Below are 13674 nucleotides of genomic sequence, written 5' to 3' on the forward strand. Positions count from 1 at the left end.
TGCATACCGGCGGTCGGCTGGGCACACTGGCTGGACGGGTATTCAAGTTTTAGTACTCAGGGTCAGGGGGGACACATGTCGGTTCTGGTCGACGGGCTGCGCAAGCGGTTCCGCGACAAGGTCGCGCTCGACGGCTTCGACCTGCGGGTTCGTCCCGGCACGGTGTGCGGGCTGCTCGGTCCGAACGGGGCCGGCAAGACCACGGCGGTGCGCGTGCTGAGCACGCTGGTGCGGGCCGACGCGGGGCGCGCCGAGGTCGCCGGCTTCGACGTCGGCCGGCAGCCGGCCCAGGTGCGTCGGCGGATCGGCCTGGTCGGCCAGCACGCCGCCGTGGACGAGGTGCTGAGCGGCCGGCAGAACCTGGAGCTCTTCGGCCGGCTCTATCACCTGACCGGGTCACGGGCCCGCGCGCGGGCGTCCGAGCTGCTGGACCGGTTCGGGCTGGCCGACACCGGGAACCGGGCTGTGCGGCACTACTCCGGCGGCATGCGACGAAGGCTCGACCTCGCCGCCGGCATGATCCTCGCGCCGCCGGTGCTGTTCCTGGACGAGCCCACCACCGGCCTGGATCCCCGGGCCCGCAACGAGGTCTGGGACGCCGTGCGGTCGCTCGTCGCCGACGGCACCACCGTGCTGCTCACCACCCAGTACCTGGACGAGGCCGACCAGTTGGCCGACCAGATCGCCGTCATCGACGCCGGCCGGGCGATCGCCGGCGGCAGCCCGGCCGAGCTCAAGTCCCGTATCGGCGGGGACCGGCTGGAGGTCGTCGTGCACGACGCGGCCGACTTGCCGGTCGCGGCGGAGCTGCTGCGCACGATCGCCGGCGCCGAGCCGGAACGGGACGTCGACCGGCGCCGGGTCGGCGCGCCGGTGCGGGACCGCGTGGCGGCGTTGACCGAGGTCGTGCGGGCCCTGGACGCCGGAGGCGTGCCCGTCGAGGACATCGCGCTGCGGCGACCCACCCTCGACGAGGTCTTCCTGACCCTGACGGATGGAAAGGTGTCCGCGTGAGCAGCCTCTACTGGACCGTCGCCGACGGCTGGACGATGACCCGGCGCGACCTCGCGCACTGGGCCCGCCGGCCCGCCCCGGTGGTGGTCGGCCTGCTCTTCCCGATCCTGCTCGTGCTGATGTTCGGCTACCTGCTCGGCGGCGCCATCGCCGTGCCCGGCGGCGGGGACTACCGCGAGTTCCTGCTGCCCGGCATGTTCGTGATGACCATGGGCTTCGGCGTGGAGAGCACCCTGCTCGCGGTCACCACCGACGCCTCCCGCGGCGTCACCGACCGGTTCCGGTCGATGCCCATGGCCCCGTCCGCGGTGGTGGTCGGCCGGTGCGGCGCCGACCTGCTCAACTCCGTGCTGGTGCTGGCCGTGATGGTCGGCTGCGGGCTGGCCGTCGGCTGGCGGCCGCACGGCGGCGTCGGGGCCACCCTCGGCGCGTTCGGCCTGCTGCTCCTGCTCCGGTTCGCGTTCCTGTGGCTGGGCATCTACCTGGGCCTGGTCGTCGCCGACCCGGGCGCGGTCACCCTCGTGCAGACGGTGATCTGGCCGGTCACCTTTCTGTCCAACGTCTTCGTGTCGCCGGACTCCATGCCGGGCTGGCTCGGCGCGATCGCCACCTGGAACCCGCTGTCGGCGACCGCCGCCGCGACCCGCGAGCTGTTCGGCAACCCCGGTGCGGCCGCCGGGTGGATCGGCGTGGCGGCGGTGTGGCCGCTGCTCCTGGTGGCGGTGTTCGGCCCGCTGTCGGTACGAGCGTTTCGGAGGTTGAGCCGATAGTGGACGAACTCGTGCGCTGTCCGGTCGTGTTCGAGCCCGCGGATCCGCCGAGATTGGGCAGAATGGCGTTCTGGGGTGCCGAGCTCCCCACGGGGATGGGGGAGCTCGGCGCTCTGGACGTCGTCGAGGCCCGGGACGGCGAGGTGCGCGTGCGCACCGTGCCGGCCCTGCGCCTGCCGGTCGCCCAGGCGGTGCCGCTGCTCAGCCGGGCCCGCCGCGACCGCCGGGCCCATCCGGCGACCGCGTTCTGGGGCGCGGCCACCGTCGTCGCCCTCCAGCTGGTCGCCCGCGGCCGGCTGCTGCCCACGGTCTCGCCCGGCGACTTCGACGCGTGGCGGGTCGGCCCGCTCGACCCCGCCGACCAGGGCCGGATCGGCGAGCTCGTGGACGCCATGCCGGCCGACGCCCGGGCCGTGCCGGTGCCGGACCGGCTGCCGCTGGAGCTGCCGGACGCCCGCGTGCTGGTCGAGGGCTTCCTGGACGCGGTCGCCGACGCCATGCCCCGCGGCGGCAGCGAGGCCGCGTTCCTGGCCGCCACCCCGCAGCGCGTGCCCGAGCTGCGGGCCTGGGCCGACGGCGTCAGCGTGTCGCTGCGGATCGAGTTCGACGGCCGGTTCCGAGCCGTCGTCCAGCTGCACAGCCTCGCCGATCCGGGGCTGGTCAGCGACGCCGCCGAGGTGTGGGCCGGGGCCGGCCGCGCCCGTGCCCAGTCGCAGGCGATCGTCGTGCTGCGTCGGGCGGCAAGGGTGTGGCCGGCGCTCGACGCCGTGCTGCACAAGGAGGTGCCGGACGAGTTCGTGCTGCTCGACGACGAGGTCCGGCAGCTGCTCGGCGGTGCCGCCGACCGGCTCGCCGCCAAGGGCGTGCCCGTGCACTGGCCCAAGGACCTCGCCCGGCAGCTGGTCGCCCGGGTCGCCATCGGCGGCGACTCGCCGCCGCGGGACATGCCCGGCTTCCTGAGCGGCGACCAGGCGCTCCGCTTCGACTGGCAGGTCGCCCTCGGCGACGACCCGCTGACCCGCGACGAGCTGGAGCAGCTCGCCCAGGCCCACCGGCCCGTCGTGCGGCTGCGGGAGCAGTGGCAGCTCGTCGACGCCGACCTCGCCCGGAGGGCCCAGCAGCGCACGCTGGAGCCCCTCAGCCCGTTGGCCGCGCTCGGGCTCGCCCTCACCGGCACCGCCGAGATCGACGGCGAGCAGGTCGAGGTCGTGCCCAACGGCTGGCTGGGCGCGCTGCGGGACCGGATCGCCGACGCCGAGGGCGGCGCCGAGCAACTCGCCCAGCCGCCCGCCCTCGCCGCGACCCTGCGCGACTACCAGCTCCGTGGCCTGCGCTGGCTGGCCCGCATGACGTCGCTCGGCCTCGGCTGCTGCCTCGCCGACGACATGGGCCTCGGCAAGACGATCACCGTCATCGCCCTGCACCTGCACCGCTCGGCGGGCCCCACGCTGGTGGTCTGCCCCGCTTCGCTGCTGGGCAACTGGGAACGCGAGATCCGTCGCTTCGCGCCGGGAGTGCCCGTGCGGCGGTTCCACGGCTCGGCCCGTGACCTCTCCGAGGTCACCGGCTTCGTGCTCACCACCTACGGCACCATGCGCCCGTCCGCATCGGAACTCGCCGCAGTGCCGTGGGACCTCGTCGTCGCCGACGAGGCCCAGCACGTCAAGAACGCCCGGTCCGCCACCGCCAAAGCCTTGCGCACCATTACCTCCGGCGTTCGGATCGCCCTCACCGGCACGCCCGTCGAGAACACCCTGTCCGAGCTGTGGGCGATCCTGGACTGGGCCACCCCCGGGCTGCTCGGCTCGCTGCCGTCGTTCCGTCGGCGCTGGGCCAAGCCCATCGAGGCCGACAAGGACGAGGAGACCGCCCGCCGCCTTTCCCGCCTGCTGCGACCGTTCCTGTTGCGGCGCAGCAAGTCCGACCCCGGCATCGCGCCCGAGCTGCCCGCCAAGACCGAGACCGACCAGCTCGTGCCCCTCACCCGTGAACAGGCCGGCCTCTACGAGGCCGCCGTCCGCGAGGCCATGGCCGAGATCGCCGACAGCACCGGCATGGCCCGCCGCGGCAAGATCGTCAAGCTGCTCACCTCGCTCAAGCAGATCTGCAACCACCCCGCCCAGTACCTCAAGCAGCCCGACGCCCGCCTCACCGCCCGTTCCGGCAAGCTCGCGCTGCTCGACGAGCTCCTCGACACCATCGTCGCCGAGGACCATGCCGTGCTCGTGTTCACCCAGTACGTGAGCATGGCCCAGCTGCTCGTCCGCCATCTCGCCGACCGGGGCCTGCCCTGCCAGTTCCTGCACGGCGGCACCCCGGTTCCGCGCCGCGAGGCCATGGTCCACCGCTTCCAGTCCGGTGAGGTCCCGATCTTCCTCATCTCGCTCAAGGCCGGCGGCACCGGCCTCAACCTCACTCGTGCCGACCACGTCGTGCACTACGACCGCTGGTGGAATCCCGCCGTCGAGGACCAGGCCACCGACCGGGCCCACCGCATCGGGCAGACCCGCCCCGTCCAGGTCCACCGCCTCATGACCGAAGGCACCATCGAGGACCGCATAGCCGCGATGCTCACCGCCAAACGCGCTCTGGCCGACGCCGTCCTGACCGGCGGCGAGGCGGCGTTGACCGAGCTCACCGACTCCGAGCTCGCCGACCTGGTGGAGTTGCGATGAGCGATGTCCAAGGGTTTCCCGCCTTTCCCACCGGCAGCCGTCGCCGCCGGCGCACCTGGTGGGGCTCGGCGTGGATCCAGGCCATGGAGGACACGGCCGTCGACGCCACGCTCGCGCGCCGCGGCCGACGTATCGCGGCCGAGGGCCGGATCGGGCCCGTCACCATCAGCCCGGGTCGGGCGGCCGCCGTGCTCGACGGGGCCGCGCCGATCGTCGTCGCGGTCGAACCCCTGTCGGCCGACCGCTGGGCGCACCTCGCGGCCGAGGCGACCGTCCAATCGGGACACTTGGCGGCGCTGCTCGACGGTGAGCTCCCGCACGCCCTCGCCGACCTGCTGCCGGGAATCGGCGAGCTGGAAACCCAGTGCGGCTGCGACGATTGGGGCAACCCCTGCGATCACGCGGCGGCGCTCTGCTACCAGGTGGCCTGGCTGCTCGACGCCGATCCATCGCTGCTGCTGGTGTTGCGAGGCGGCTCGGTGGAGACGTTCGGCGCACGGCCGGCGGGCGTCAGCGCGGCCGACGCCTTCGCGCGACCGGTGCGGGCGCTGCCCGAACCGCCGCCACCGGTAGGCGACGAGCCGAGGCCGCTCGTCGTCGCCCCGCCGGGGATCGACGCTTCGGCGCTCGCCGACGCCGCGACCGAGGCGGCGGCGCGGGCCCGCGAGCTACTGGCCAACGGCGCGGTAGACAGCTCCAGGGGCCGCCCGTGACAGTTGTCATGGCGGGGTCCTGACAGAAGTGCCAGGGCCGCAACGGGTTCGACCGCCAGCCTGGGACGCATGAGGAGCACAGACACCGTCACCCGGGGCGCCGCGGTGCACATCAGGGGACTGGCCAAGCACTACGGCGACGTGCGCGCGGTCGACGGCGTCGACATGACCATCGCGCCGGGCGAGGTCGTCGGCCTGCTGGGCCCCAACGGTGCCGGCAAGTCGACCACCATCGACATGCTGCTGGGCCTGGCCGACCCGACCCGGGGGACGGTGTCCGTGTTCGGCCGCGCGCCGCGGGACGCGGTCGGCGCTGGTCTGGTCGGCGCGATGCTCCAGTCCGGCGGCCTGCTCGACGACGCGACCGTCGCCCAGACCGTCGGGCTGTTCCGGGCGATGTACCCGAACCCGTTGCCGTTCAAGGAAACCCTGGCGCGCGCCGGCATCGCCGAGCTGGCCGGGCGCCGGGTCGGCCTGCTGTCCGGCGGCGAGAAGCAGCGCGTGCGCTTCGCATCGGCGCTGGTCAGCGACCCCGACCTGCTCGTCCTGGACGAGCCGACCGTCGCCATGGACGTGGAGGGCCGGCGCGAGTTCTGGACGGCGATGCGCTCCTACACCGACACCGGCCGCACGGTCGTGTTCGCCACCCACTACCTCGCCGAGGCCGAGGACTACGCCGATCGCGTCGTGCTGCTGCGCTCCGGCCAGGTCGTCGCCGACGGCTCGGTGAGCCAGGTCCGCGCGCTCGCCGCCGGCCGCGTGATCACCGCCAAGATCCCGCACGCCGACGAGTCCGCGCTGACCACGCTGCCGGGCGTCACCTCGGTGCTGGTCCGCGGCGCCATCGTCGAGCTGACGTGCGCCGACTCCGACCGCGCGCTGCGCGAACTGCTCGCCCGGCACCCGCAGGCCCACGACGTCGAGGTCCGCGGCGCCGGCCTCGAGGCCGCGTTCGTCACTCTGACCAGGCAGGAGGCCGCCTGATGGGCGCGCTGTTGACGTTCGAGGTGAGCCGGATCGTCCGCTCGCCCCGGTTCTTCCTCTTCACGGTCGGCTTTCCGCTGGTCATGTTCCTGGTGTTCAGCTCCGTGTACGGCAGGTCCGACCCGAGCACGGTCGACTACCTGATGATCAGCATGGCCGCGTACGGCGCGGTGGCCGCCTCCATCGTCACAGGTTCCCGCACGGCGATCGAACGACAGGTCGGCTGGAACCGCCAGCTCCGGCTGACGCCGCTGAGCAGCGTCGACTACCTGGTCTCCAAGGTCGCCGCGGCGATGGTGGTCACGCTGCCTTGCCTGGTGCTGGTGTTCGCCGGCGGTGTGCTGTTCGAGCACGTCAGCCTCGGCGTCGGCACGTGGACGCAACTGCTCGTGTTCTGCTGGCTGGGCGTGCTGCCGACGGCCGTGCTCGGCTTGCTGATCGGACTGCTCGCCACCGGTGACTCGGCCCAGGCGATGGGCATGGTGTCGATGCTGGCGCTGAGCATGCTCGGCGGGCTGTGGTTCCCGCTGAACACCCTTCCTGCCGTGATGACCACCGTCGCGCAGGCGCTGCCGTCCTACTGGCTGGCGGAATTCGGTCATGAAGCGTTGGCGGGCAACGCGCCGAGCCTTCAGGGCGTGATCACCATGGCTGCGTGGGTCGCGGCGGTGGGGGCGCTGGTCGTGGTCCGCTACCGCCGGGACACCGCCCGGGGCTGACCGGCGGTTCGCGGGCCAGAGGGGAGCCCGCGAACCGCCGGTCAGGCGGAACAGGTCGCGGTGCCGGGGCAGCTGCGCAGCAACCGCACCACCGGGGGCGCCGTGATCCTCGACGGCGTCCCCGCCGCCTTGCCCGGCCACTGGATGGACACGGCGATCGACGACGAGTCGTTGTCGTAGTTCGACTCGGTCAGCGTCCGGTCCGGGTTGACGGTGTTGACCACGTCGTAGACGCCCGAGGCCACCGACGTGATGTCCAGCCACTGGAAGTCCACGTCGTACCGGTAGTCGTCGCCGCTGCCGACCGAGATGCCCTCGGTCACGTCGGTCGCCTCCGGGTGCTGGTGCTCGCACATGTTGTAGATGAGGAACTGGTGCAGCTTGGCCTCGGGCTGGTCGTCCTCGTGCACCCGGTGCTCCAGCGTGACCGCGTCCGCCACGCCGTAGCGGTCGCCGAGGCAGAAGCCGTTCTTGCGGTCGGAGACCACCGCGTTGCCGCCGAGCGTGCGGAGCTGGAACCGCTCGAAGTTCAACAGGTGCCAGTGCATGTGCGCCGGCGCGGGCTCGTAGTACGCGCTGGTGCCGGACGAGCGCTGCGCCGCGGCGTAGGAGTCGGGGATCGAGCCGTGCTCGCCGTTCTGGAAGGCCTGCCGCACCGACATCTTCGGGAACAGCGCGCTGTCCCGGTGCGCGTAGAACAGCAGCGGGCCGTCGCCGACGTTCTCCTCCGACGAGGTGAACCGCAGGCGCACCGCCTTGATGTCGCCGGTCGTCACACACGGCGCGTTGGGGGCGTTGACGTCCGTGACCATGCAGACGTCCCAGTCCTTGCAGTCCACCGGGTTGCCGCGCCAGCCGCCCGAACAGCCCACCGGCGCCTGCCGGAGATCGGGCAGCAGCATCGGCGTCGCCGCCCCGGCCGGTGGCGTCGTCGCCAGCAGGGCCAGAACTCCGGCCGCCGCAAGGAACCGCGCAGTCGCCTTCATGCCCGTCAACCTAGCCAGGGGCCCGCCGACTCGATCGGGTGATGTCTGCTGTGACGGTGCGTGGATGGCCTTAGCCTCGGCGGGTGTCGACTGCTGCCACCGAACCCGTCACCGCCCCGCTTCCGTCCCTTCAGGACGCTCGCGTCGTGCCGGCGCCCGCGCTGCGCGAGGCCGCGCTCGTGCTGGACGCCATCGCCGCCGTCGTGCAGAAGTCCGACAAGGACACCGCCACCCGCGTCCGCCAGATCGTCGCCGACCTGGAGGCCGGCGACCGGATCGACCGCCCCTGCTGCGACAACCCCTGGAAGCCCACCCTCACCACCGCCCTGACCAACTGACCACCGCCAACCACGAGGAGCCGCGAGGCCGCCGCCGATGCCTGGACCGCGGGCAGTTGTCGATCGAGTCTTTCCATCGATCGACAACTGACAAGGGAAGGCATCGGCCTCGTGGGCGGCCGAGCCCCGCGCGGAACGCGCGGCAGAGTTACTGAGCTACCGCCAGCTGGGGAGCCAGAGTTCGGCCTGCCACTGGGCGGCGCTGATCGGGTCGCCGTTGAGGATCGGCCACAGCCAGACGAAGTTGGCCACCACCAGCCCGGTGTAGATGGCCACCACCAGCAGCCCCGTGCCCCGGCGTTCCGCGCCGGCGCGGGCCCGGCCGAGGATGTCGCCGCAGGCCAGCACCAGCCCCAGCACCAGGAACGGCGCCATCGGCGTGACGTAGAAGAAGAACATCTGCCGGTCGATGTTGAGGAACCAGGGCAGCAGACCCGCCATGTAGCCGACCATCACGGCCGCGTGCCGCCAGTCGAACTTGACGAACGCCCGCCACAGCGACCAGCCGATCATCGGGAACGCCAGCCACCACATCGCCGGCGTGCCGACGAGCATCTGCGCGCTCACGCACTCCGTCGCGCCGCAGCCGGCGGCCAGCGGGCTCGGCGTCTGCTCGATGTAGTACAGCATCGGCCGCAGCCCCATCGGCCACGTCCACGGCTTCGACTCCCACGGGTGCGTGCCCACCCCCGGCGCCCCGGTGATGAGGTTGGCGTGGAAGTGCAGCACGTTCCCCTCGTAGTAGAAGAACGACTGGAAGGCGTTGGGCAGCCAGCTCGACACGGCGACCTGGTTGCCGGCGGCGTGCCGGTCGACGCCGGTCTCGCTGCCGAACCACGCCCACCAGGACGCGAAGTACACCAGCACGGCCATGATCGCGATGCCCCACAGCGCCGGCAGCACGTCCCGGACGATCGCGCCGGCCCACGGCCGTTCCACGCCGGCGGCGCGGCGGGCCGTCGCGTCCCACAACACCGACAGCAGGCCGAACGCGATGATGTAGTAGATGCCGTTCCACTTGACGCCGCAGGCCAGGCCCAGCGAGATGCCGGCGGCGAAGCGCCACCAGCGGAAGCCGAGCCGCGGCCCCCACTGCGACGCGCCGACCCAGCCCTCGGTGACGGCGACGGCCAGCCGGCCGCGCACGACGTCCCGGTCCACGAGCAGGCAGCCGAAGGCGATCACCACGAACAGCGCGCCGAAGATGTCCAGCATGCCCAGCCGCGACTGCACGTGGCTGACGCCGTCGCAGATCAGGAAGATGCCGGCCAGCGCGCCCAGCATCGTCGAGCGGGTCAGCCGCCGGCCGATGCGGACGATGAGGAAGATGCAGACGGTGCCGGCGATGGCCGAGGAGAAGCGCCAGCCCCAGCCGTCGTAGCCGAACAGCCACTCGCCGACGGCGATCATGTACTTGCCGACCGGCGGGTGCACCACCAGCTCGTAGCCGGGGTTGTCCTCGTAGCCGCCGTTGCGCAGCATCTGCCACGCCTGCGGCACGTAGTGCTTCTCGTCGAAGACGGGTGTGCCGCGGTCGGTGGGCCAGCCCAGGTCCCAGAACCGGATGATGCCGCCGAGCAGCGTGACGCTGAGCGTGACGAGCCAGCCGCGCACGGTGTCGGTGGGTCGCCACACCGCCAGCCGATCCAGCGGTCCGGCGGTGGAGGGCTGCGCCGCCGGCGGCACTTCGCCGACGTCCACCACGCCGTCGGGCTCGGGGTCGGTCCGCTCCACGATCGTCGTCACGGGGGCGATCGTAGGGTGAGCGACGTGAATACCGTATCGGGCACCGGCCGCCTGCTCCTCGCGGCGACGCCGCTGGGCAACCTCGGCGACGCGTCGAAGAGGCTGGTCGACGCCCTGGCCACGGCCGATCTGGTGGCCGCGGAGGACACCCGCAAACTGCGCTCGCTGGCCTCGGCGCTCGGGGTCACGCCCGCCGGCAAGGTCGTCAGCTTCTACGACGCGGTGGAGACGGCCCGGCTGCCCGGACTGGTCAAGGCGGTCGCTTCCGGGCAAACCGTGCTGCTGGTGACCGACGCGGGCATGCCGAGCGTGTCCGACCCCGGCTACCGGTTGGTCGCCGCCTGCGTCGCCGAGGACCTGCCGATCACCTGCCTGCCCGGCCCGTCGGCGGTGGTCACCGCGCTGGCGCTGTCCGGCGTGCCGGTGGACCGGTTCTGCTTCGACGGCTTCCCGCCGCGCAAGTCGGGGGAGCGCCGCAAGTGGCTGTCGGCGCTGGCCACCGAGACCCGGGCCTGCGTGTTCTTCGAATCACCGCATCGGGTGGCCGCGACCCTGGCCGACGCCGTCGAGGTGCTGGGCGCCGACCGCCGCGGCGCGGTCTGCCGGCAGCTGACCAAGTCCGACGAGCAGGTCCGCCGCGGCACGCTGGCCGAGCTGGCGGAGTGGGCCGCCGAGGGCGTCGGCGGCGAGGTGACGGTGGTGTTCGCCGGCGCCGAGCCGGTCGCCGTGGACGTCACGGACGTGGCCGATCTGGTGCCGGCGGTGCAGTCCCGGGTGGCCGCTGGACAACGCCTCAAGGACGTGGTTGCCGAGGTCGCGGCGGCCGCCGGCGTCAGCAAGAAGGCGCTGTACGACAGTGTGGTAGCGGCCAAGCGGTAATGCGCGGGCGCGCCCCCGTACGCTTTGTCGCATGAGTGCCCCCGTGCTGACGGCGGTGGCCTGGCCCTACGCCAACGGCCCCCGTCACATCGGCCATGTCTCCGGTATCGGTGTCCCCTCCGACCTGTTCGCCCGCTACATGCGAATGTCGGGCCACGACGTGCTCATGGTCTCGGGCAGCGACGAGCACGGCACGCCGATCCTGGTGCAGGCCGACAAGGAGGGCCTGACCCCGCAGCAGACCGCGGACAAGTACCACCGCGTGGTCGCCGAGGACATGCGCGCGCTCGGCGTCACCTACGACCTGTACACGCGCACCACCACGCGCAACCACTACGACGTGGTGCAGCAGATCTTCCTCGCGCTCAACGACAACGGCTACATCCTGCCCAAGACCACGACCGGCGCGGTCAGCCCGTCCACCGGCCGCACCCTGCCCGACCGCTACATCGAGGGCACCTGCCCGATCTGTGGCTACGACGGCGCCCGCGGCGACCAGTGCGACAACTGCGGCAACCAGCTCGACGCCGCCGACCTGATCAACCCCAAGTCGCGGATCAACGGCGAGACACCCAAGTTCGTCGAGACCGAGCACCTGTTCCTGGACCTGCCCGCGTTCACCCGGACGCTGGGCGAGTGGCTGGCGTCCAAGACCGACTGGCGCCCCAACGTCGTCAACTTCACCAAGAACCTGGTCGACGACATGCGGCCGCGGGCCATCACCCGCGACCTGGACTGGGGCGTGCCGATCCCGCTGGACGGCTGGCGCGACCAGGGCCTCAAGCGGTTCTACGTGTGGTTCGACGCGGTCATCGGCTACTTCTCGGCCAGCGTGGAGTGGGCCCGGCGCAGCGGCGACCCGGACGCGTGGAAGCGCTTCTGGAACGACCCCGAGACGCCGATCGTGCACTTCATGGGCAAGGACAACATCACCTTCCACGCCCAGATCTGGCCGGCGCTGCTGATGGGCCACAACGGGGCCGGCGACTTGGGCGGCCGGCCGGGTCCGTACGGCACGCTCAACCTGCCCACGGAGATCGCCTCCAGCGAGTTCCTCACCATGAGCGGCTCCAAGTTCTCCACCTCCCGGGGCCGCGTCATCTACGTGCGGGACTTCCTGGAGGGCTTCGGCCCGGACGCGCTGCGCTACTTCATCTCCGCGGCCGGCCCGGAGACCCAGGACGTGGACTTCACCTGGGAGGAGTTCGTCCGGCGGATCAACTTCGAGCTGGCCAACGAGTGGGGCAACCTGGTCAACCGCTCGGTCTCGATGGCGCACAAGAACGTCGGCGCGGTGCCGGCGCCGACCGCGCCCACCCAGGCCGACGAGGACCTGAAGAACCTCGCCAAGGCCGCGTTCGACACGGTCGGCACGCATCTGCGGCACTCGCGGTTCCGCGCCGGCATCGGCGAGGCCATGCGGGTCGTCTCGGCGGCCAACAAGTACCTGTCGGAGCAGGAGCCGTGGAAGCTCAAGGACGACCCGGCCCGCCGCGACACGGTGCTGCACACCGCGTTGCAGGTGGTCAAGGACGCCAACACGCTGCTCACGCCGTTCCTGCCGCACTCCGCGCAGAAGATCCACGAGCTGCTCGGCGGCACCGGCCTGTGGGCGTCGCAGCCGGAGATGCGCGAGGTGACGGACCTGGACGACCCGTCGCGCGAGTACCCCATCCTGACCGGTGACTACGCGGCCGAGCAGGCCAAGTGGGAGTCCACGCCGATCGAGGTGGGCGTGCCGCTGGACAAGCCGACGCCGCTGTTCGCCAAGCTCGACCCGGAGCTGGCCGAGACCGGTCCGGAGTGGGCTCCCATCGAGAAATGACTCCTCGCAAGGGAGAGCGGCCGCCGATACCGGAGCGTCTTCCGGTGTCGGCGGTCGACGCCCACACCCACCTGGAAGCCTGTGGCGCCAAGGATTCCGCCGACGTGCGGTCCATGATGGACCGTGCCGAGTCGGCGGGCATCGGGCACGCGATCACCGTCGCCGACGACATGGCGGCCGCGCGCTGGGCGGTGGAGGCGTCCACCTGGGACGACCGCGTGTTCGCGGCCGTCGCGCTGCATCCCACGCGTACCAAGGACTTCGGCGACGCCGAACGTGAGGAGCTCGCGGCCCTGGCCGCGCACCCGCGCGTGGTGGCGGTCGGCGAGACCGGTTTGGACTACTACTGGGACTACTCGCCGCACGACGCCCAGCAGGACGCGTTCCGTTGGCACATCGGGCTTGCCAAGCGGCTGGGCAAGCCCCTGATGATCCACGACCGGGACGCGCACGAGGACGTCCTGCGCATCCTGGAGGAGGAGGGCGCACCGGACACCGTGGTGTTCCACAGCTTCTCCGGCGACGCGGACCTGGCGCGACGCTGCGTGGACGCCGGGTACGTGCTGTCGTTCTCGGGCACGGTCACGTTTCGCAACGCAGGTCCCTTGCGGGAGGCGGCAAAGCTTGTCCCACCGCAACAGTTGCTTGTGGAGACCGACGCCCCTTTCCTGACGCCCCACCCGTTCCGGGGTCGTCCGAACGAGCCGTACTGCGCCGCGTACACGCTGCGTGAGCTCGCTGATCTACGCGGCGTGAATGTCGGTGAGTTGGCAACTGTTGTCACCGCAACGGTGAACCGAGTCTTCGGCCTGCGCGTATGACGGTCCGTGCGGAAAAGAAATCACCCCGTGGTGTGACTGGAGCCACAACAACCCGGGGAATGTTTGCGACTCGGGCCGACCTCCGTTACGGTCCCGTGATCGGTGCGCCGGACAGGGATGTCCAGCCACCGGCCCGCAGTCAGGTCGGCGTTCGTCGGGGACGGCCGGCACCCGCGAGGGGAGCCAGCCGGACGGCGTTGACTA

At 71.9% G+C, this 13674-nt stretch carries 12 protein-coding genes; 10 read left to right on the forward strand and 2 right to left on the reverse strand.

Annotated features, from left to right (window positions below; translation table 11 throughout):
- Positions 1 to 75: 75 nt before the first annotated feature.
- The 6 genes from BCF44_RS30265 to BCF44_RS30290 all read left to right on the forward strand — a co-directional run bounded on the left by BCF44_RS30265 (position 76) and on the right by BCF44_RS30290 (position 6875).
- Positions 76 to 1014 carry an ATP-binding cassette domain-containing protein gene (locus tag BCF44_RS30265; protein ID WP_116177832.1) on the forward strand — a complete coding sequence of 313 codons (939 nt, stop codon included), beginning with the start codon at positions 76 to 78 and terminating at the stop codon, positions 1012 to 1014.
- Positions 1011 to 1784, forward strand: a complete 774-nt coding sequence (locus BCF44_RS30270; protein ID WP_246015743.1) for an ABC transporter permease — start codon at positions 1011 to 1013, stop codon at positions 1782 to 1784. The genes BCF44_RS30265 and BCF44_RS30270 overlap by 4 nt, the downstream gene beginning before the upstream one ends.
- Positions 1785 to 1879: 95 nt before the next feature.
- A complete protein-coding gene (locus BCF44_RS30275) occupies positions 1880 to 4459 on the forward strand; it encodes a DEAD/DEAH box helicase (RefSeq protein WP_425460093.1) in 2580 nt (859 codons plus the stop codon).
- Positions 4456 to 5172 (forward strand): SWIM zinc finger family protein, encoded by a 717-nt coding sequence (locus BCF44_RS30280; RefSeq protein WP_211353291.1) that lies wholly within the window; start codon positions 4456 to 4458, stop codon positions 5170 to 5172. Before BCF44_RS30275 ends, BCF44_RS30280 begins: the two co-directional genes overlap by 4 nt.
- Before the next feature lie 69 nt (positions 5173 to 5241).
- Positions 5242 to 6156, forward strand: a complete 915-nt coding sequence (locus BCF44_RS30285) for an ABC transporter ATP-binding protein (protein ID WP_116177833.1) — start codon at positions 5242 to 5244, stop codon at positions 6154 to 6156.
- Entirely contained in the window at positions 6156 to 6875 is a 720-nt protein-coding gene (locus tag BCF44_RS30290) for an ABC transporter permease (protein WP_116177834.1), read from the forward strand. Before BCF44_RS30285 ends, BCF44_RS30290 begins: the two co-directional genes overlap by 1 nt.
- Positions 6876 to 6916: 41 nt before the next feature.
- On the opposite strand, the gene BCF44_RS30295 is transcribed toward BCF44_RS30290, so the two are convergent.
- Positions 6917 to 7861: a lysyl oxidase family protein gene (locus BCF44_RS30295; RefSeq protein ID WP_116177835.1), complete on the reverse strand. Its 945-nt coding sequence runs from the start codon at positions 7859 to 7861 to the stop codon at positions 6917 to 6919.
- 83 nt (positions 7862 to 7944) lie between these two features.
- Between BCF44_RS30295 and BCF44_RS30300 the strand changes: the two genes are divergently transcribed.
- Entirely contained in the window at positions 7945 to 8199 is a 255-nt protein-coding gene (locus BCF44_RS30300) for a hypothetical protein (RefSeq protein ID WP_116177836.1), read from the forward strand.
- A gap of 156 nt (positions 8200 to 8355) precedes the next feature.
- On the opposite strand, the gene BCF44_RS30305 is transcribed toward BCF44_RS30300, so the two are convergent.
- Positions 8356 to 9945 (reverse strand): dolichyl-phosphate-mannose--protein mannosyltransferase, encoded by a 1590-nt coding sequence (locus BCF44_RS30305; protein WP_116177837.1) that lies wholly within the window; start codon positions 9943 to 9945, stop codon positions 8356 to 8358.
- 24 nt (positions 9946 to 9969) lie between these two features.
- Between BCF44_RS30305 and rsmI the strand changes: the two genes are divergently transcribed.
- Genes rsmI through BCF44_RS30320 form a run of 3 tightly spaced genes read left to right on the forward strand, consistent with a single transcriptional unit; the run spans position 9970 to position 13470 of the window.
- On the forward strand, positions 9970 to 10824 hold the full coding sequence (gene rsmI / locus BCF44_RS30310; RefSeq protein WP_211353292.1) for a 16S rRNA (cytidine(1402)-2'-O)-methyltransferase: 855 nt from the start codon (positions 9970 to 9972) through the stop codon (positions 10822 to 10824).
- Positions 10825 to 10855: 31 nt separating this feature from the next.
- The gene (gene metG, locus BCF44_RS30315; RefSeq protein WP_116177839.1) at positions 10856 to 12649 is read left to right on the forward strand and encodes a methionine--tRNA ligase; all 1794 of its coding nucleotides are present in this window, start codon (positions 10856 to 10858) and stop codon (positions 12647 to 12649) included.
- Entirely contained in the window at positions 12646 to 13470 is an 825-nt protein-coding gene (locus BCF44_RS30320) for a TatD family hydrolase (RefSeq protein ID WP_116177840.1), read from the forward strand. Before metG ends, BCF44_RS30320 begins: the two co-directional genes overlap by 4 nt.
- The last annotated feature ends 204 nt before the right edge of the window (positions 13471 to 13674 follow it).

This window comes from Kutzneria buriramensis (assembly GCF_003387475.1).
GTDB lineage: Bacteria > Actinomycetota > Actinomycetes > Mycobacteriales > Pseudonocardiaceae > Kutzneria > Kutzneria buriramensis.

What these genes read in the sequence shown, in the direction of transcription:
- BCF44_RS30265 (WP_116177832.1), top strand. Translation starts at nt 76, where the DNA reads ATGTCGGTTCTGGTCGACGGGCTGCGCAAGCGGTTCCGCGACAAGGTC.
- BCF44_RS30275 (WP_425460093.1), top strand. Translation starts at nt 1,880, where the DNA reads ATGGGGGAGCTCGGCGCTCTGGACGTCGTCGAGGCCCGGGACGGCGAG.
- BCF44_RS30280 (WP_211353291.1), top strand. Translation starts at nt 4,456, where the DNA reads ATGAGCGATGTCCAAGGGTTTCCCGCCTTTCCCACCGGCAGCCGTCGC.
- BCF44_RS30285 (WP_116177833.1), top strand. Translation starts at nt 5,242, where the DNA reads ATGAGGAGCACAGACACCGTCACCCGGGGCGCCGCGGTGCACATCAGG.
- BCF44_RS30290 (WP_116177834.1), top strand. Translation starts at nt 6,156, where the DNA reads ATGGGCGCGCTGTTGACGTTCGAGGTGAGCCGGATCGTCCGCTCGCCC.
- BCF44_RS30295 (WP_116177835.1), bottom strand. Translation starts at nt 7,861, where the DNA reads ATGAAGGCGACTGCGCGGTTCCTTGCGGCGGCCGGAGTTCTGGCCCTG.
- metG (WP_116177839.1), top strand. Translation starts at nt 10,856, where the DNA reads ATGAGTGCCCCCGTGCTGACGGCGGTGGCCTGGCCCTACGCCAACGGC.
- BCF44_RS30320 (WP_116177840.1), top strand. Translation starts at nt 12,646, where the DNA reads ATGACTCCTCGCAAGGGAGAGCGGCCGCCGATACCGGAGCGTCTTCCG.